The organism is Paenibacillus chungangensis (genome assembly GCF_042675905.1).
Lineage (GTDB): Bacteria > Bacillota > Bacilli > Paenibacillales > Paenibacillaceae > Pristimantibacillus > Pristimantibacillus chungangensis.
In genome coordinates, this window is record NZ_JBHTJZ010000017.1 from 21644 (window position 1) to 37529 (window position 15886).

12 protein-coding genes are annotated in these 15886 nt (G+C 49.8%); 10 read left to right on the forward strand and 2 right to left on the reverse strand.

The features are described from left to right. Positions 1 to 40 precede the first annotated feature (40 nt). The 7 genes from ACFQ2I_RS12660 (at position 41) to ACFQ2I_RS12690 (ending at position 9759) form a co-directional block, all read left to right on the forward strand. Entirely contained in the window at positions 41 to 1171 is a 1131-nt protein-coding gene (locus ACFQ2I_RS12660; protein WP_377564652.1) for a cytochrome P450, read from the forward strand. A gap of 591 nt (positions 1172 to 1762) precedes the next feature. Continuing rightward, positions 1763 to 3268, forward strand: a complete 1506-nt coding sequence (locus ACFQ2I_RS12665) for a glycoside hydrolase family 3 protein (RefSeq protein WP_377564654.1) — start codon at positions 1763 to 1765, stop codon at positions 3266 to 3268. Between the two features lie 375 nt (positions 3269 to 3643). Next, a complete protein-coding gene (locus tag ACFQ2I_RS12670) occupies positions 3644 to 5272 on the forward strand; it encodes an extracellular solute-binding protein (protein WP_377564657.1) in 1629 nt (542 codons plus the stop codon). Between the two features lie 112 nt (positions 5273 to 5384). Further along, positions 5385 to 6347: an ABC transporter permease gene (locus ACFQ2I_RS12675; RefSeq protein ID WP_377564659.1), complete on the forward strand. Its 963-nt coding sequence runs from the start codon at positions 5385 to 5387 to the stop codon at positions 6345 to 6347. 12 nt (positions 6348 to 6359) lie between these two features. After that, complete coding sequence (locus tag ACFQ2I_RS12680; RefSeq protein WP_377564661.1) at positions 6360 to 7241, forward strand: carbohydrate ABC transporter permease; 882 nt, start codon at positions 6360 to 6362, stop codon at positions 7239 to 7241. After that, positions 7241 to 8281, forward strand: coding sequence for a zinc-dependent alcohol dehydrogenase (locus tag ACFQ2I_RS12685; RefSeq protein ID WP_377564663.1), 1041 nt, complete (start codon positions 7241 to 7243; stop codon positions 8279 to 8281). The genes ACFQ2I_RS12680 and ACFQ2I_RS12685 overlap by 1 nt, the downstream gene beginning before the upstream one ends. 83 nt (positions 8282 to 8364) lie before the next feature. Further along, positions 8365 to 9759 (forward strand): extracellular solute-binding protein, encoded by a 1395-nt coding sequence (locus tag ACFQ2I_RS12690; protein WP_377564665.1) that lies wholly within the window; start codon positions 8365 to 8367, stop codon positions 9757 to 9759. A 53-nt stretch (positions 9760 to 9812) separates the two neighbouring features. Here the strand turns inward: ACFQ2I_RS12690 and ACFQ2I_RS12695 are convergent, their stop codons facing one another. Beyond that, a complete protein-coding gene (locus ACFQ2I_RS12695; protein WP_377564667.1) occupies positions 9813 to 10556 on the reverse strand; it encodes a response regulator transcription factor in 744 nt (247 codons plus the stop codon). Next, positions 10553 to 12679, reverse strand: coding sequence for an ATP-binding protein (locus ACFQ2I_RS12700; protein ID WP_377564669.1), 2127 nt, complete (start codon positions 12677 to 12679; stop codon positions 10553 to 10555). Before ACFQ2I_RS12700 ends, ACFQ2I_RS12695 begins: the two co-directional genes overlap by 4 nt. A 234-nt stretch (positions 12680 to 12913) precedes the next feature. On the opposite strand from ACFQ2I_RS12700, the gene ACFQ2I_RS12705 reads away from it, so the two are divergent. The 3 genes from ACFQ2I_RS12705 to ACFQ2I_RS12715 are packed head-to-tail and all read left to right on the forward strand — an operon-like array spanning position 12914 to position 15710. Continuing rightward, positions 12914 to 13435 (forward strand): hypothetical protein, encoded by a 522-nt coding sequence (locus ACFQ2I_RS12705; RefSeq protein WP_377564671.1) that lies wholly within the window; start codon positions 12914 to 12916, stop codon positions 13433 to 13435. 24 nt (positions 13436 to 13459) lie between these two features. Then, positions 13460 to 15256, forward strand: a complete 1797-nt coding sequence (locus tag ACFQ2I_RS12710; protein WP_377564673.1) for an ABC transporter ATP-binding protein — start codon at positions 13460 to 13462, stop codon at positions 15254 to 15256. After that, positions 15222 to 15710 (forward strand): hypothetical protein, encoded by a 489-nt coding sequence (locus ACFQ2I_RS12715; RefSeq protein ID WP_377564675.1) that lies wholly within the window; start codon positions 15222 to 15224, stop codon positions 15708 to 15710. Before ACFQ2I_RS12710 ends, ACFQ2I_RS12715 begins: the two co-directional genes overlap by 35 nt. Positions 15711 to 15886 lie beyond the last annotated feature (176 nt).

Genomic DNA, 15886 nt, shown 5'->3' on the forward strand with positions numbered 1-15886 from the left:
TGAATGCATCCAACAAATCCAATGAAGGATGGTGGAGAGAATGGAATGGCTGTCGACGGACGAACTTATTCCTTTGAATTGGTACAGGCGGATGAGAACGGAATCGCCGCTTATTCTTGCCGAGGGAGGCGTATGGTCCTGCTTCTCTTACGATGCCGTCAAAGCGGTGCTAACCGATTATGAGCATTTCTCCTCGCAATTCAACAAGGAGCGGTCGTCTAAAGAGCCGATTGAATCCAGTGTGCTCAGAATCGATCCGCCGAGGCATAAGCAGATGAGAACGCTGGTGTCGAAAGTGTTTACGCCGAGGGCGATTGAAGAAATGGCGCCTCATATTGCGAATATAGCAGAGAGTCTGTTGGACGATATGGTCGACAAGAGTGATTGTGATTTCGTGCGGGATTTCGCCAGCCCGCTGCCGATCATGGTCATTGCGGAGATGCTTGGCATACCTTATCAGGATCGGGATCGGTTCAAAATGTGGTCGGACGCGCTTGTAGGCAATGATTACGACCACTATTTGTTGTGCCAGGAGGAGATGAGCGCATATTTTGCCGGCATAGCCGCTGAGAGAAGGAGGCATCCACAGCAGGATTTGATCAGCAAGCTGGTGCATGCTCAGGTCGACGGTGAGAAGCTGGACGAGGTGGAGTTGATCGGCTTCTGCATTTTACTGCTGGTGGCGGGTAACGAGACGACGACTAATTTAATCTCTTCCGCAATGTTATGTCTGGATGAAAGACCTGACCTATATGACGAACTTGCTGCAGATCGAACGCTTGTGCCGCCCACTGTGGAGGAGGTGCTTCGCTATTGCTCGCCCGTGCAAGCTATGCCAAGGAGGGTGGCCAAGAGCACGGAGCTTTACGGGCAGCGATTGAGCGAAGGACAGCATGTGAACGTGTGGATTGGATCAGCCAATCATGATGAGGAGGTGTTCGCCAACCCGGATACGTTCGATATTCGTCGCAAGCCCAATCCGCATCTCGCATTCGGCCAGGGCATTCATTACTGTCTGGGAGCCGCATTGGCCCGGCTGGAAGCGAAGATTGCTCTGTCCGCTTTGCTGAACCGCAACCGTGTGGTGCGCAGAGACCGCACAGTTCCATTGGAGAGATTGGACAGTAGCATCGTATTCGGTGTGAAGTCATTGCCTGTTGCCTTTATATAGATTTGTATCGTACGTCTGAGATAGCCCGGTCGATGGAGGCCGGGCTGTTGTCGGTGCGCGGTCCGACTGCACATGAGAGTGTAATAAGAGTGTTATTATCTGACGTTTGACGTTCGGTGTACGGTGTACGGTGTTTCACGCTCGGTGTACGGTGTATGGAGGTAGACGTTCGTTTCATCTAACTGGATTTTATGTCGTTAATGATGTGGGAATGTTGCTTTTGGCCACAATGAAATGGATTTCATGCTACTAATTTGGCTAAAAGTAGAGGTGGTGTGCATTTTGTCCGAAATCAACTGTACATAATCCAGTTATAGGGTGTTAGAGCGACGAAATCAGTGTCATTAATGGCATAAAATCCAGTTAGAAGTCTCGAAATAGCGAAGGTTTGCGAGTGAAGAAGGTTTGCGAGTGAAGAAGGTTCGTAAGTGGTGAAGCCCGGCAGATGGCGAAGCCTCGCGAGTAAGTGGCGAAGGCTGGAAATTGATGGAGGTTGACAAGTTGACACAACAAATCTGTCAACTTATAATTTACATATACACAAGATATACACTAGTGTAATGAAACGATGGAACAGGAGTGGTGATAAGAGTGAACTTAGCGGAATTGGATCTGCGAACGAAAGTAGGGCAGCTGTTTGCGTTTTCTGCGTTTCATCCCACGCTGGACGAGGAGACCAGGAGGATGGTTGTGGAATTAAAGGCCGGCGGCATATTCCTGCCGACTGGAAGCTTGCAGGTGCCGGAACAGGTGCATCGGCTGACAACCCTGCTGCAGAGCGCTGCGCTTGCTGAAGGAAGCGGCATCCCATTATTTATATCAGCCGATTTCGTAGCGGGAGCCGGATGTAAATTGCGATCAGGCGCGGTACACTTTCCGAAGAATAGAGCAATAGGAGCCGGGGAGGATGAACAGCTTGCCTATGAGTCTGGCCGTATTACCGCTAAGGAATCGCTAGCTATGGGAGTGAACTTTAATTACAGTCCGGTTGTGGACATTAACAATAATCCTCTTAATCCGGTTATTGGAATGCATTCCTTTGGGGAGGACAGAGAACTTGTTTCCAGAATGGGAAGCGCTATCATCCGAGGTTATCAGGAGCATGGCATGATTGCGACTGCGAAGCATTTTCCCGGACATGGTGACACGAGTGTCGATTCCCATGAAGATCTGCCTGTGTTGCCATTCGATCTCGAACGTCTTGAAGCGTTTGAATTGTATCCATTCCGACAAGCGATAGAAGCCGGAGTTGATGCCGTTATGGTGGGGCATATTGCCGTTCCATCATTGGACTCCACTATGAAGCCAGCTTCCTTGTCCCATGAGTTGGTGACCAAGCTGCTAAGACAAAAAATGAAATTCGAAGGTTTAATCGTTACTGACGGCTTGTCTATGAAAGGTGTAATGAATCAATATTCGATGGAGGAAGCCTGCGTGCTCAGTCTGCAAGCCGGAACGGATATCTTGCTGGCGACAACGAGTTGTTACGAGGATTCTGCCTCGGTATTGGAAGCTGTGATCAAGGCGGTGGAGTCGGGGAGGCTCAATGAGGCGCGAATTAACGAATCTGTGTCTCGAATATGGGCTATGAAGAAAAAATATGGCTTGCTTCCGGATAATTTTACCACTATTCCCTATGCTCCCGGCTCTTTCAACCAACCTTCTTCCGTTACTGTGGCAGCTGAGCTTGCCGGGAAGGCGATTACGCCGGTTAACGGCTTGAATAAGCGGGCGTTCAAGGACATCGATGTGAACAAATGGATGATCGTTCATGATGGCGGGGTGGCACAGTTTGCTCAAGAGATTAGAAATGGAAGAGCCATTCGTCAGCAGCAAGCGGAGTCCTATGAAGAGGTATTGTGTATATTGAAGGAATTGCCGACGGATGTGTGTGTCCTTATCGCTCTGTCTCATAATAAGCGGATGAGCACTGCGTTTACCGGACAGTTGCATACTCAGCTTGCCAGATTTGCGGACGCTATATGGATTCATTTCGGTTCAGCCTATGATATGGAAGGGGTTTCATGCCGAGGTCTGCTGGCTTACGACCGAGCACCGTCTCTGCAATTGGCCGCAGCGCAGTATTTGTTGGAATAAAGACAGGATAGAATGAAAAAGCAAGCAAGCAAGCAAGCAAGCAAGAAAGAAAGGGAAGGCGTCGTCCTTCTCTTTTTGTTTCCCCCTATAATGTTCCTCTTGCAGCAAGTTAGAAGCTTCACACCACATCTCGGAATTCCGACCGCATCAAGTGCATATTTAGTGCACTATTTTCTGCGAAAACATAAATTAATCTATTGACATCTGATTTTTGAAAGCGTATTCTCTAATTATACACTAGATATAAACTAAAAATGAGTCCATGACAAGTATTCTTTAAATTTAAGGGAATTATACGATTTTTTTTGATCATGTGCGAAGGATGACGAATTTTAGTTCATATGTAGTGTAAAAAATGGGGTGTGGGGGATGGAAATGAAAACTAGCAGATTTGGAAACAGTGCGGTATTGCTTATGCTTGTATTTGTATTGCTTGTAACCGCTTGCTCGAATGGTAAAGATAATACTCCTGAGTCGTCTACTGCTCCGTCGACAACAGCAACAACCGGGAAAGAAGGGGATGGAGCCGCAGAGAGTAAGGGGGAGAAGGTGTCGCTTGACGCTTGGGTGTTGACGGATGGCAACTTCCGCGGTTCGGACTACAACGAGAAGGATTCCTTCAAAAAGATGGAGGAGCTTACCAATGTCCATATGAATTGGATACAAGGGAGCGGAGCGAACGGCGTCGAGGCGTTCAATCTTCTCATGGCGAGCGGTCAGTTGCCGGATTTGGTGGCTTACAATGCAATGAAGACGGAAGGCCCCAAGTATGGTCAGCAGGGGGCATTCGTGGAGCTTAGCGAGTATATCGCTCAGTATGCTCCTAATTTCAAGAAAATTCTGGATGAAAACCCTGAGGTGAAACGCTTGATCAGCACTGCTGATGGCGAAATATATCATTTTCCACAATTGAACCTGCATGAGTACAATCTGGTGCAGATGTTCCCGCAAATCCGTCAGGATTGGCTGGAGAAGCTGGAGCTTGCTGAACCTAAAACGATTGAAGATTGGTATAACGTGCTGAAGGCTTTTAAGACGCAGGATCCTAACGGCAACAAGAAGGATGATGAAATTCCATTTGTATCCGTTAATCTTTCCAATATGGTGAAAACGTTTGGGCCCGCATTCGGAACGGACTGGGAGTTCTATATAGACAATGGTAAAGTGAAATTTGCTCCATATGAGGCGGAATATAAGGAAATGCTTCAATGGTTTAATAAATTATATGCCGAAGGACTTATTGATCCCAATTACTTGGTAGATACTGAATTCAAGTTCCTGACAGAGAAGGTAACGACCGATCGTGCCGGTGCATGGGCAGGGTGGTCAGGTTCTTACATGAGATCGTTCTCCGATCTGATGGCTGATCATCCGTCATTCCAAATTGTCGGTACTGAGCCTCCTACAGGACCGAATGGCGATAAGCGATTTGGCTTTCATGCATGGCCGGTAGGAAATGTAGGCGTTGCGATATCCGCACAGAGCGAGAAAATTGTAGAAGCGGTGAAATGGCTTGATTTCCAGTACTCCAAGGAAGGTATTATGCTGAACAATTTCGGCGTAGAGGGCGTGTCCTATGAAATGGTAGACGGCTATCCTACGTTCTCGGATGTTGTATTCAACAACCCTAACGGTCTGAATTCTACGGAATCGCTGCTTAACTATACAATCGGCGGTGGAATGTGGGCAACGGTAGCGGATGAGCGTTATCTTGAGCAATATGACATCGAGCAAGCGGTTGAGGCGAAAGCGAAGGTCGGTTCTTATATCGATTTTGACAAATCCATGCCGCCTGTCACGTTAACGAGCGAGCAAAATGATCAGGTTATATCCTTGCTGGCTGACATTCGGACGTTCCGGGATGAGTATGCGAATGCATTCGTGATGGGCAACCGCTCGTTCGACGAATATGACAAGTTCGTGGATCAGCTTAAGAAGATGAAGGTAGAGGAAGTAATCGCTGTCTATCAAGAAGCCTATGAAAGCTACTTAAATAGCAACTAACTTGGATGTCGGAGAAGACGCGCCTCAATGGCTGGGGGCGTCTTTTTCCAGCTACGGTCATGTGGTGCATGTAATAACTGAGGATGTATGTTCTCCGGAAAGGAATGGATAGATGACTACTATGAGCTCCAGGGCGAAGAAGGCGGGACCATTCAGCAAGCGCTTCAGAAGAACGACAATGAGAGAAATGATGCGGAATCGATCGTTATATATAATGCTTATTCCCGTTATTCTTTACTTTACTTTGTTTCATTACAAGCCGATGTATGGGGCTATCATCGCTTTTAAAGATTTCAGGCCGTTTCTGGGTGTATGGGACAGCCCGTGGGTGGGTTTCAAGCATTTTGAACAGTTTTTTGAAAGCTACTATTTTGGCCGAGTATTAAAAAATACGATCATCATCAGTTTGTATCAGTTACTATTTGCTTTCCCTGCTGCAATCATATTGGCATTATTGCTTAACGAAGTGAAAAATCAAATATTTAAGCGAGTTGTCCAGTCGATTTCCTATTTGCCGCACTTTATTTCTCTAGTTGTTATATGCGGCATGCTGATTGATTTTCTTCAGTCGGACGGTATAATCAATCGGCTCATTGTAACGATGGGAATTACTGACGAACCGATCAGCTTTTTAATTTTGCCGGAATGGTTCCGTGTCATTTTTATCGGCTCAGGCATATGGCAGGGCATTGGATGGAGTTCGATCATCTACCTGGCGGCATTGGCCGGCATTAATCCTTCCCTATACGAAGCGGCAGCGGTTGACGGAGCAGGTCGCTGGAGACAAGTGTGGAGCATAACACTTCCCGGCATCATGCCTACTGTCATCATTCTGCTCATTATTAATATCGGCAACTTCATGGTTGTGGGCTTCGACAAGATCATATTGCTGTATAATCCGGCAACATATGAAACGGCGGATGTCATTGGCAGTTTCGTCTTCCGTCGCGGCATTCTGGAGGCCAATTACAGTTTTACTGCTGCTGTAGGTCTGTTCAACTCTGTAATCAACTTCATTCTGCTTATTTTGGTCAACCAGATTGCCAAGAAGAAAGCGGAAAGCAGCTTATGGTAGGGGGAGGAACACATGTTATATAAGAAATCGCTCGGCGAAAAAGCATTCGATATTACGAATGCCATTGTTCTCGTTGCCGCTTCTATCATGTTTTTATACCCTTTGTGGTTTGTGCTTATATCCTCGGTAAGCAGTGCATCGGCTATCGCTTCCGGGAATGTAACGCTTGTGCCGCATGGGTTCAATCTGGAAGCGTATGAACGTGTGTTTCGAGATGAAAGCATATGGAGGGCCTATAGCAATACATTTTTATATGTAGGGGTTGGCACGTTAATTAATTTAGTACTAACGACGCTAGGCGCCTATCCGCTGTCCAGAAGAGATTTGCGCGGCAGAAATGCAATTATGCTATTTATAGTGTTTACGATGTTCTTCAGTGGCGGCCTTATTCCGATTTATTTGAATGTTCGCGATCTTGGGCTTTTCGACACGCGTTGGGCTATCTTATTGCCAGGTGCAATCAGCGCATACAATCTGATTGTGATGCGGACCTTCTTCCAGTCTACCATTCCCGATGGATTAGTCGAATCGGCGAAGATTGAGGGGGCTTCGGATTACCGTATATTGTGGAGCATTGTGGTTCCGTTATCTATGCCGGTTCTGGCTGTCATGACGCTGTTCTATGCAGTTGGGCATTGGAATAGCTGGTTCGATGCCATGATCTACCTGCAAGACCGCGCGCTGTATCCGCTTCAGTTGCTGCTGCGGGAAATTCTCGTATCCTCGCAGACCAATGATATGATGGGGGGCGTTGGCAGCGGCGACGTGACGGCGGTATCGGAGACGATTAAATATGCTACTATCGTCATAGCCACATTGCCAATTCTGGTTGTGTATCCATTTCTTCAGAAGTACTTTGCCAAAGGTGTTATGCTAGGAGGAGTAAAAGAATAATGATGCTAGAGGAAATCGGGCCTCATCAGCAGGTTCAGTCAATGAAGGCCCTATTCAGCCATGAAAGAAAAGCTATCATCGAGCGTGTACCTATCCCCTCGCAAAAGGAACATCATGTGCTAGTGCAAACGGTGTATTCCGGCGTCAGCAACGGCACAGAACGATTGATGCTGACGACCTGGCATGAGAAGCCGATCGCTCTGGGCTACAGCGCGTCTGGCATTGTAAGGCAGGTCGGCGCAGGAGTGGAACATATCAAGCCCGGGGACCGGGTAGCCTGCTATGGCGCGCCATATGTCCGACATGCAGAATATATGCTCGTTCCCAAGCATCTGGTTGCATCTGTGCCGGATGCTGTCGATATGAAGGAAGCGGCATTCGTCGGTATAGGCGCTATTGCCATTCATGCGCTTCGACAGGCCAGGATTCAATTCGGAGAATCAGTCGTTGTCGTCGGGCTGGGTATATTGGGCCAGATTATGGCGCAGATCGCAAGTGCAGCTGCTTATGAGACGATCGTCTATGACCTACAGGCGGATCGATGCAAGCAATTCGAACGGCTCAGTGCTGGAAGATGGGCTAATTCGATTGAGAGTCTGGAAGCGCACATCGCGGAAGCGACAGGGAACAGAGGGGTTGATGCTGTGCTTCTGGCTGCCAACGGCAACAATAACGGATTGATTGATAGAGGACTGGACTGGGTTCGCGATCGCGGGCGGATCGTCATCGTCGGCGATTTGGAGATGAGCTTCTCCAGAGACAAGATGTTCAAGAAGGAAGCGGATATTGTCATCTCCCGCGCGGGAGGCCCAGGCCGCTATGATTACAACTATGAAGCGGGAGGGCAAGACTATCCCATCGGATATGCCAGATGGACGGAAGGCAGGAATATGGCGGAATACATCCGTTTATTGCAGCAAGGCCGTATCCAAGTGGCTCCATTAATATCGCAAGAAGTCGCTGTTGATCATATTGAGCGTCTTTATGAGCCTCTTTTCCTTGCTGAAACTTCGTCCGTCGGTACGTTGATAACTTACTAGATGTGATATATACTACCAAGTATATATTTGGACGGGCTAACAAAAAAGGTTATTGGAGGCTCGTATGAAGGGTAGTGCATGGCATGGAAAAGCCGAGCCGGACAACATTCCGGATTCGTCTGGAGACGATGGTGCAGCAACTGCGGGAAAGTATAATTTCCGGCGATTTGGCGCCAGGCAGTTATTTGCCGTCAGAGGATTTATTGGGTGAGCGATTCCAATTAAGCAAAAAATCGGTTCGCAAAGGCCTGGAAAGTCTGGTTCAGGAAAAATTAATCGTCAAAAAGCCTAAAATCGGCAATATGGTCATTGACCCGAATGGTACGGATGAAAGGATAACCATCCGATTTTGCTATTATCCTGATGCTGATTCGGAGATGAATATTGCATGGCTCCTTAATGCGTTTGAGCGGAAATACCCGCATATACAAGTGAAGCGGATGACGATGCACACGCATTTATACGCCGATCAAGCCATGTCGTTCATGGTTGATGGGATGCTGGATGTGGTTATGCTTAATTACTACGATTTCAGTTATTTCAATAGCGCAGCGGGGAGCAATATGCTGGCGGAGCAGGAGGCAGATCCCGCGATCTACGCCTTCCTTAATCGGGCGTTCACGGTGGATGGGAAGTCTTATGTAAAGCCATTCGCCTTCTCGCCTCTTATATTGGCCTATAATCGAGATCATTTCCGTGATATCGGACTGCCGGAGCCGGACAGTAGCTGGACATGGAGGGAATTTGCACATGCGGCGACGAGACTCTCGGATTGCAGGGAGTCTGCCAGACGGTATGGCTTCTTCTTCCATCTGTTATCCCATAACAGATGGCCGCTCTGGCTGCTGCAGCATGGATTCTCACTGGGGCTAAATGAAGAAGGCCGATATGATCTGAATGACGAGGCTTTTGTAGCCAGCATGCAAATGTTAAGGGAATTGTTCTCGCAAGAGAATACCGTTCCATCCTTTATGTTCGACAGCGCACAGGATCCGGAACGGTTGTTCCTGGAAGAGCGGACATCGATGATTATAACCACCTACTTTCGGTTGAATCATGTGAAGTCTGCTTCCTTCGACTACGATATATCCCCGGTTCCTTATGTGAATGTGCCCAAGACGCTTCTTCTGAATGTTGGACTCGGCATCAGCAAGCATTCCGAGCATAGGGAAGCAGCCCAACTGCTCGTGAATTATTTGACCTCGTCCGAGGCGCAGGAGAGCCTTCGAATGCATACCACGTCCATCCCAAGCTTGAAGGAAATGGCGGAGCAAGAGCGATCAGACAAGGAAGCAGAACCTGGACGCTATTCGATGTTCCGGGAAATCATTCCGAGCTTCCGCTATTATACGGATATGAATGTGAATCGGCATCAGCTTCGTACGATGACACATTATTTGAAATTGTACTGGTCGAACCTGGAGTCTTCTTCCAATGTTATTGCGAATATAGAGGAAGCCTTGAATAATGAATCGTAAAGTGAAAGAAGCCATCCTTGGACGGGATGGCTTCTTTCATATGTAAAAGGGAACTATCGATGCGGCTGATTGCCGTCCGCGAACTTGTAGCCGACGCCGCGTACGGTAAGGATATAACGGGGGAGGCCGACGTCTTCCTCTATTTTCCGTCTTACATGGTGGATATGCACCATAACGGTCCGCTGGTCGCTCCAGCCGTCCATTCCCCATATGGATTCATATAGCCGTTCTACGCTGAATACTTGATCAGGATGCTCCGCCAGCAGGAATAGCAGTTGCAGCTCCTTCGCAGGCAAGCTTAGTTCCTGGCCATTCACACGCACTTCCCTCCGTCCGAAGTGAAGCTCCAGTCTGCCGTCCGTCCATTGTCGTTCCTTATCCGCTTGCATGTTCCCTGCGTCTGCAGCGGATCTGAATCGCCTCAATTGCGCCTTCACTCTCGCAACCATAATATCAGGGTCGAACGGCTTGGTCATGTAATCGTCGCCGCCCAGCTCCAAGCCGGTGATAATATCCTTCGGCTCCTTCCGACTGCTCAGGAGAATAACGGGCAATGTGGAGCGTTGCCGCAATCTCTTCACCCAATCCGTACCCTCTCCGTCCGGAAGCATAATATCGCATAATACAAGCTGTGGCTTCAGCTTCTCCAGCAAGCTATCGGCTTCCTGCAACGTGAAGGCTGTAGAAGTGCGAAAGCCTGCGTTGTGCAAATAGATGGCGATCAGCTCAGCAATATCGCGATCATCTTCGACAATCAGGATGTGATGCGGTTCGATTGAATGGTCTGCCGTGGTCATGCGCCTGTTGCTCCCTTCTCTATGCGTTCGTATACCGGCAGTCTGAAGTAGAATTCGCTGCCTTCATGCACTCCGTTTCTAACACCGATTTCACCTTGATGGTAATCCATAATCTCTCTGCAGATCGCTAGTCCCAGGCCGGAACCGTTATGAGGCTTCCCTTCATTCTGTTCCAGCACTTGTCCGAAGCGCTCGAATATGTGCTCGTGCATGGATGGAGGTATGCCAGACCCTGTATCGATGACCGACACCTCCGCGATCCATTGGCGGTCTTCCAAGGGATATAGCCTTGAGCGAACCGTGATCGTTCCATCCTCCGGAGTATGTCTGATGGCATTGGAGATCAAGTTGGCGAATACTTGCTCCATGCGAATAGGATCGATGCGCGCGTATATGCCGGTGGTCATGGGAGTGAAGTCGGAGTGATAACGGAGGCATTGCTCCTCCATCTCCCATTCGTACTGCTGGAACAGTTCTTCCAGGAACGGTTCGAGCTCACGCTCTTCCATAGCGAACCTGACCTGCTTCGTCTCCAGCTTGGTCAGCTCGATCAGATCGTGAATGAGACGTTCCAGAAGAAGCGAACGCTCGTAGATTCTGCTGGCATATTTATGTGCATTCACCGTAATGATACCGTCGCGCAGAGCTTTGGCGAAGCCCTTAATGGACGTGATTGGCGTATTCAACTCATGCGAGATATTGGACAGCAGCCGGGTGCGGAATTGTTCGATGTCCGCCATGCGCGCATTAGCGTGCGACAGCTGTGCATTGCTCTCTCGCAGCGATTGCGTCCGCTCCTCGACGGTCTGTTCCAATATGCGGTTGTATTGCTTCAGCTTCAACGACAGCTGCTCCGACTCTTGCATGGCTCGTGAGAACCGGGCAGACAGATTGAGCGCTTGCGCCACCAGGAAGCATAGTAAGCCGATGGACAAGAGATCGTCAGTTGCAAGCATATTATTGTAAAATAGCATGTCGTTCACTGCGAACAGCGTGAAGAAGAGGAAGCCAATGGCGTTCATGAGCGAGCCCCTTCGACGTCTGAATGCAGATAAAATATACACGCCCATTGTGTACATGAGCACAGGAAACAGCACCCCCCACGTAAAGGGAGATAAGTAATAGGTATAGACGCGAGCCGGTGTCAACAGAAAGAAGAGCATGCAGGCGGATAGAACGACGCCGGCCGCTTTCGTCGCCCGAATCGAAGTGTCTCCGGGGTATTCTTTATGAATGAAAAGCATGAGCAGCAGAGCCGTTGCCGCTATGGAGAGATACTCTGCCTTGACAGCCCACTCCCAAGGAAGATGGGGCAGCAAGTAGAGCGCCGTCGACTCTCCCAGCACAACTGTGCGGATAGCAACTGATAAGCAGAGCAGGCCTAGTAGGACTGCAGAAATCTCCCGCCGGTAATTAAAATAGACGAATACATAGTAGATGGCCATGATCGTAAATATGCCGACGACGAACAGTTGCACCGCAACCCGTGAGATACGGAGACGGGAGATGTCGTCGGCCGTTCCCAGCTCCATGTCCTGCCAAATGCCGGCGTTGCGCTGTGAGAAATTAGACACTTGAATGATCAGCTCGTTCCAGCCGGATTGCGGGTCGAAGTAGATCACTTCGGGATAACTGGACGGTGTCATCGACTCTCGATTGGGGCCTACGATTCCATTGCCGCCCTTGACGCTGCCGTTCACCCATAAGCGATATGCGGAGGCGATGCTCTTCGGATAGAGGCCGAGCGTAAGGCCTGGCTCCAGTTCATTCGGCATGCGAATCAGCAGACGGTACGTGGCGTAACCTTCGTTCGGCAGCGTACGTCCGTTCAGTTGATAGCTCGTCCATGGACGGGGCACGTACACGGCTTCGGCATCCGGTGTAACAGCATCGACTTGGAAGTGCTGAGGCTCCAGCAGCTCTTCCCAATAGAAGCTCCATTCACCTGTCAATGGGACTATGGGTTGTTCATTCATCTTCCATTCGCTTAAGTCCACTCTTCCTCCCTCCAACGAATAGGAGGCTGCAGTGGACAAGGAGGATAGGACAAGGGAAAAGATGACGAGTCCGACAGTCAGGAAGATAGGGATAGCAGCAAACTTTATACGGCGGATAAATTCCATGATGCCTGAACTCCTTTATGCTCCATGCTTCATATACGCTTTTGTAAAATCTCGCTTCTACTACTGCCATTATAGCAGGAGCAGGGGAGGCAGATTGGTTCTTTTTGCAAAAAAAAGTCGAAAACTTAAACAGAACTTAAACAAAGCCTGTTACTATTGAGTAATATAAGTGGAGTTATGCGAGACTTTAGAACTATTATTGCTAACGGAACCTGGGTGTGAAGGAGGATGGACTTGGGCTATTACATGGCTGAATGCGCTACGGAAATGTACATGCGTAACTATATGGAGTTCTTGCTAGAGAACTATACTGAGCTTAAGCTGCCTTATTCGTTCCCTGTCGCATTCAGCTATCTTGCAAGTCCTGTGCTGCTGAGCAGAGAGTCCTTCCTGTGCTTCGATGAAGAGGATGAGGTTGTAGGGGCATTCGGTTATATTCACGGGACAGGAGAGCGGAATTATGAGAATGTGCATGTGATTCAACTTCAGGTTGCCTATATAAAAGAAGGACATCGCTGCACGAGACTATTCCTGGAGGGACTGCGATACCTATCGGAGTTTCTGGCAGAGCGGGATGAAGGTGTGAGAGAGATTCGATTCTGGGCAGGGGTGGATGCTTATTCCGAGCGGCTGTTCTCGAAGTTCGCCCGGCAGACGGCACGGATAGAGAGCGAGCGCGGCATACTCTGCGGTTATGTAGTAACCGTCCCTGAGCTGCGAGACTATCTTGCACGATTTCAAGTGGCCGTCCATTAGACTATTGCTCAAGGGGACAAGCTTATGCTGGCAGTGTTAGGGAAGCTATGGTCATTCATGCAGCCATGCAGAAGCAGGGCTCTGCTGTTCCTGCTGATCGCTGCAGTAGAGATGACTGTTATTGCACTGGCTCCGCTCAGCTTCAAGTTTATCATTGACCGGGCTATCATACCCGGTGATAGGGAAGCGTTCGCTCTCATCCTGCTCATTATCGGCACAGTAGGCACTTTCGGTATCGCAGCAGGTGTGGCGGGTGATCGCTTGCTGGCGCGAATCAATGCTGCGGTGCAGCAGCGGTTAAGGATGCGGCTGTTTTCCGCTATGCAGAGAATGGGGGCGGAGCGCTTCCAGGCAACTCCATCAGGCGAGCATGTCTCCCGATTCTCGGTGGATCTCCCCGTTATTGAAGGTGCGATGACATCGATGATGACGATCGGACTTCAATCGCTTTCTGTAGTGGCGATGAGCGCGGTAGTCCTGTTCTCGCTCCAATGGAGTATGGCCCTCATTATTCTGTTCGGGGCGGCTCTCATCTATCTCGGTCCCCAGCTGCTGGAGCGGCGCGCGCGCACCGCCTTCGCGGCTTATCGGGAAGAGTTCGGCGAGATGACGGCCGATGTGGGCGAATATGTAAGAGGTCAGGCCGTTATTCAAGGCTTCAGCCTGCAGCGGACGATTACGGCAAGGTTCGCCGACAGGCTTAGCGGCTTGTTCGTTAGCCACTACCGGCGCAATGCGGCATCAGCGACGCTGGATCGCGTGCCTATGGTTAGCCTGCTGCTGATGAATTTCGGCATTATCGGGTTCGGCTCTTATCTGGCCCTCATTCAAGTGATATCACTTGGCGATCTGGTAGCTTTCTTCACGATCTACACATCAATGGGCAATGCCGTCTACAATCTGACCGCCGTGCTTCCATCGGTCGTAGATGCCAGAGTGAGCCTGGATCGCGTGACGGAGCTGCTGGATATGCAAGAGGAAGAGAAGAGCGGCTTGAAGACGGGGTTGCCGCTGCAAGCCGGGCCGGAGCTCCGAATGGAGGGCCTGTCATATGCTTATTCCGACGGCAGGGAGGCGCTCAAGCGGGTCAGCTTGACGATCGAAGCCGGTTCTACCGTCGCCTTCGTCGGTCCCAGCGGATCGGGCAAGAGTACGTTGCTGCAGCTGCTGCTTGGGCTTCGCGAGCCAAGTGGGGGAGCATTGCTGCTGAACGAAGCCGATCTGCACGCACTGGATGGTGAGCTATACAGGAGCTCTATTGGGGTCGTATTCCAAGAGCCGTTCCTGTTCCGCGGCACGCTGCTGGACAACATTCGAATCGGCAAGCCGGATGCATCTATGGATGAAGTCATAGCGGCGGCTCAACAAGCCGATATCGCCTCTTCCATCGAGGCATTGCCGGACGGTTACATGACGCAGGTGGGCGAGGACGGAGGCAACCTGTCCGGCGGGCAGAAGCAGCGCGTCGCGCTGGCCAGAGCCCTGCTGCGGAATCCCGCCTTGCTGCTGCTGGATGAAGTCACTTCCGCTCTCGATCCTCTATCGGAGTCTGCGGTAGGACGGACGATAAGCAAGCTGTCGCACGGCGAGCGGACAATCGTCATCGTCTCTCATCGGCTTGCGACGATAGCGAATGCGGATCGCATATTCGTACTGCGGGACGGAGAACTGGCTGAGTGGGGCACGCATGATGAGCTGAGGATGAAGAGAGGGCTCTACGACAGTATGTGGGAGCAACAGACAGGCGATTCTACGATAGAACCGGTGGGACAAGGAGGTGCATGCGATGCTGAAGCTAAAGCCGAACGATTGTCTGTGTGATGACGATTACGCGCGCTTTGCCAGATTTTATATTGCGCACAGCAAGGAGTTCCATAGCCTGTACTCCCTGCACGATGCCTTGCTGTATGTGATGGATACCGTAACATCCTCCCGTCTCATGTTGCTGGATAACGCGGAAGGACAGCTAAGCGCGTTCATTCAATATCGGTATGAAGATAACGGGACAGTCGCGCTCATTGATTCCGCCATTCTGGAGAGGACATATCGCTCCAGCCGCATCTTCTTCTCGGGGTTCCGTGATATCGTGCGGCAGATCGATCTGGAGAACGAGAGCGTGTCCAGAGTGAGATTCCATGCGCTGACGGATCATGCCTATCTGAATCGGCTGTATGGCAAGTTCGCCCGCCGCATAGGCGAGCGGGAAGGGGCGAACGGCCTTGAACATGTATATGAAACTTCCATGCAGGAGCTGCGGCGTTATTTAAGATTATAAATAATGACTACTTGAAAGGAGGTGAACATCTATGTATCCAGCTAGACCGCAATTAAAAGAAGGTAAATTTGGAAGCAAAATTCTAAGAATTCTTATGCAAAACGAGCAGCAAAGAGTCGTTGCGACTCCTGCGAAGTAAGCACGTCAAGCAAGCCCTGTACAGGGTGAGCGGACAA

What these genes read in the sequence shown, in the direction of transcription:
- ACFQ2I_RS12660 (WP_377564652.1), top strand. Translation starts at nt 41, where the DNA reads ATGGAATGGCTGTCGACGGACGAACTTATTCCTTTGAATTGGTACAGG.
- ACFQ2I_RS12670 (WP_377564657.1), top strand. Translation starts at nt 3,644, where the DNA reads ATGAAAACTAGCAGATTTGGAAACAGTGCGGTATTGCTTATGCTTGTA.
- ACFQ2I_RS12675 (WP_377564659.1), top strand. Translation starts at nt 5,385, where the DNA reads ATGACTACTATGAGCTCCAGGGCGAAGAAGGCGGGACCATTCAGCAAG.
- ACFQ2I_RS12680 (WP_377564661.1), top strand. Translation starts at nt 6,360, where the DNA reads ATGTTATATAAGAAATCGCTCGGCGAAAAAGCATTCGATATTACGAAT.
- ACFQ2I_RS12685 (WP_377564663.1), top strand. Translation starts at nt 7,241, where the DNA reads ATGATGCTAGAGGAAATCGGGCCTCATCAGCAGGTTCAGTCAATGAAG.
- ACFQ2I_RS12690 (WP_377564665.1), top strand. Translation starts at nt 8,365, where the DNA reads ATGGAAAAGCCGAGCCGGACAACATTCCGGATTCGTCTGGAGACGATG.
- ACFQ2I_RS12695 (WP_377564667.1), bottom strand. Translation starts at nt 10,556, where the DNA reads ATGACCACGGCAGACCATTCAATCGAACCGCATCACATCCTGATTGTC.
- ACFQ2I_RS12700 (WP_377564669.1), bottom strand. Translation starts at nt 12,679, where the DNA reads ATGGAATTTATCCGCCGTATAAAGTTTGCTGCTATCCCTATCTTCCTG.
- ACFQ2I_RS12710 (WP_377564673.1), top strand. Translation starts at nt 13,460, where the DNA reads ATGCTGGCAGTGTTAGGGAAGCTATGGTCATTCATGCAGCCATGCAGA.
- ACFQ2I_RS12715 (WP_377564675.1), top strand. Translation starts at nt 15,222, where the DNA reads ATGCTGAAGCTAAAGCCGAACGATTGTCTGTGTGATGACGATTACGCG.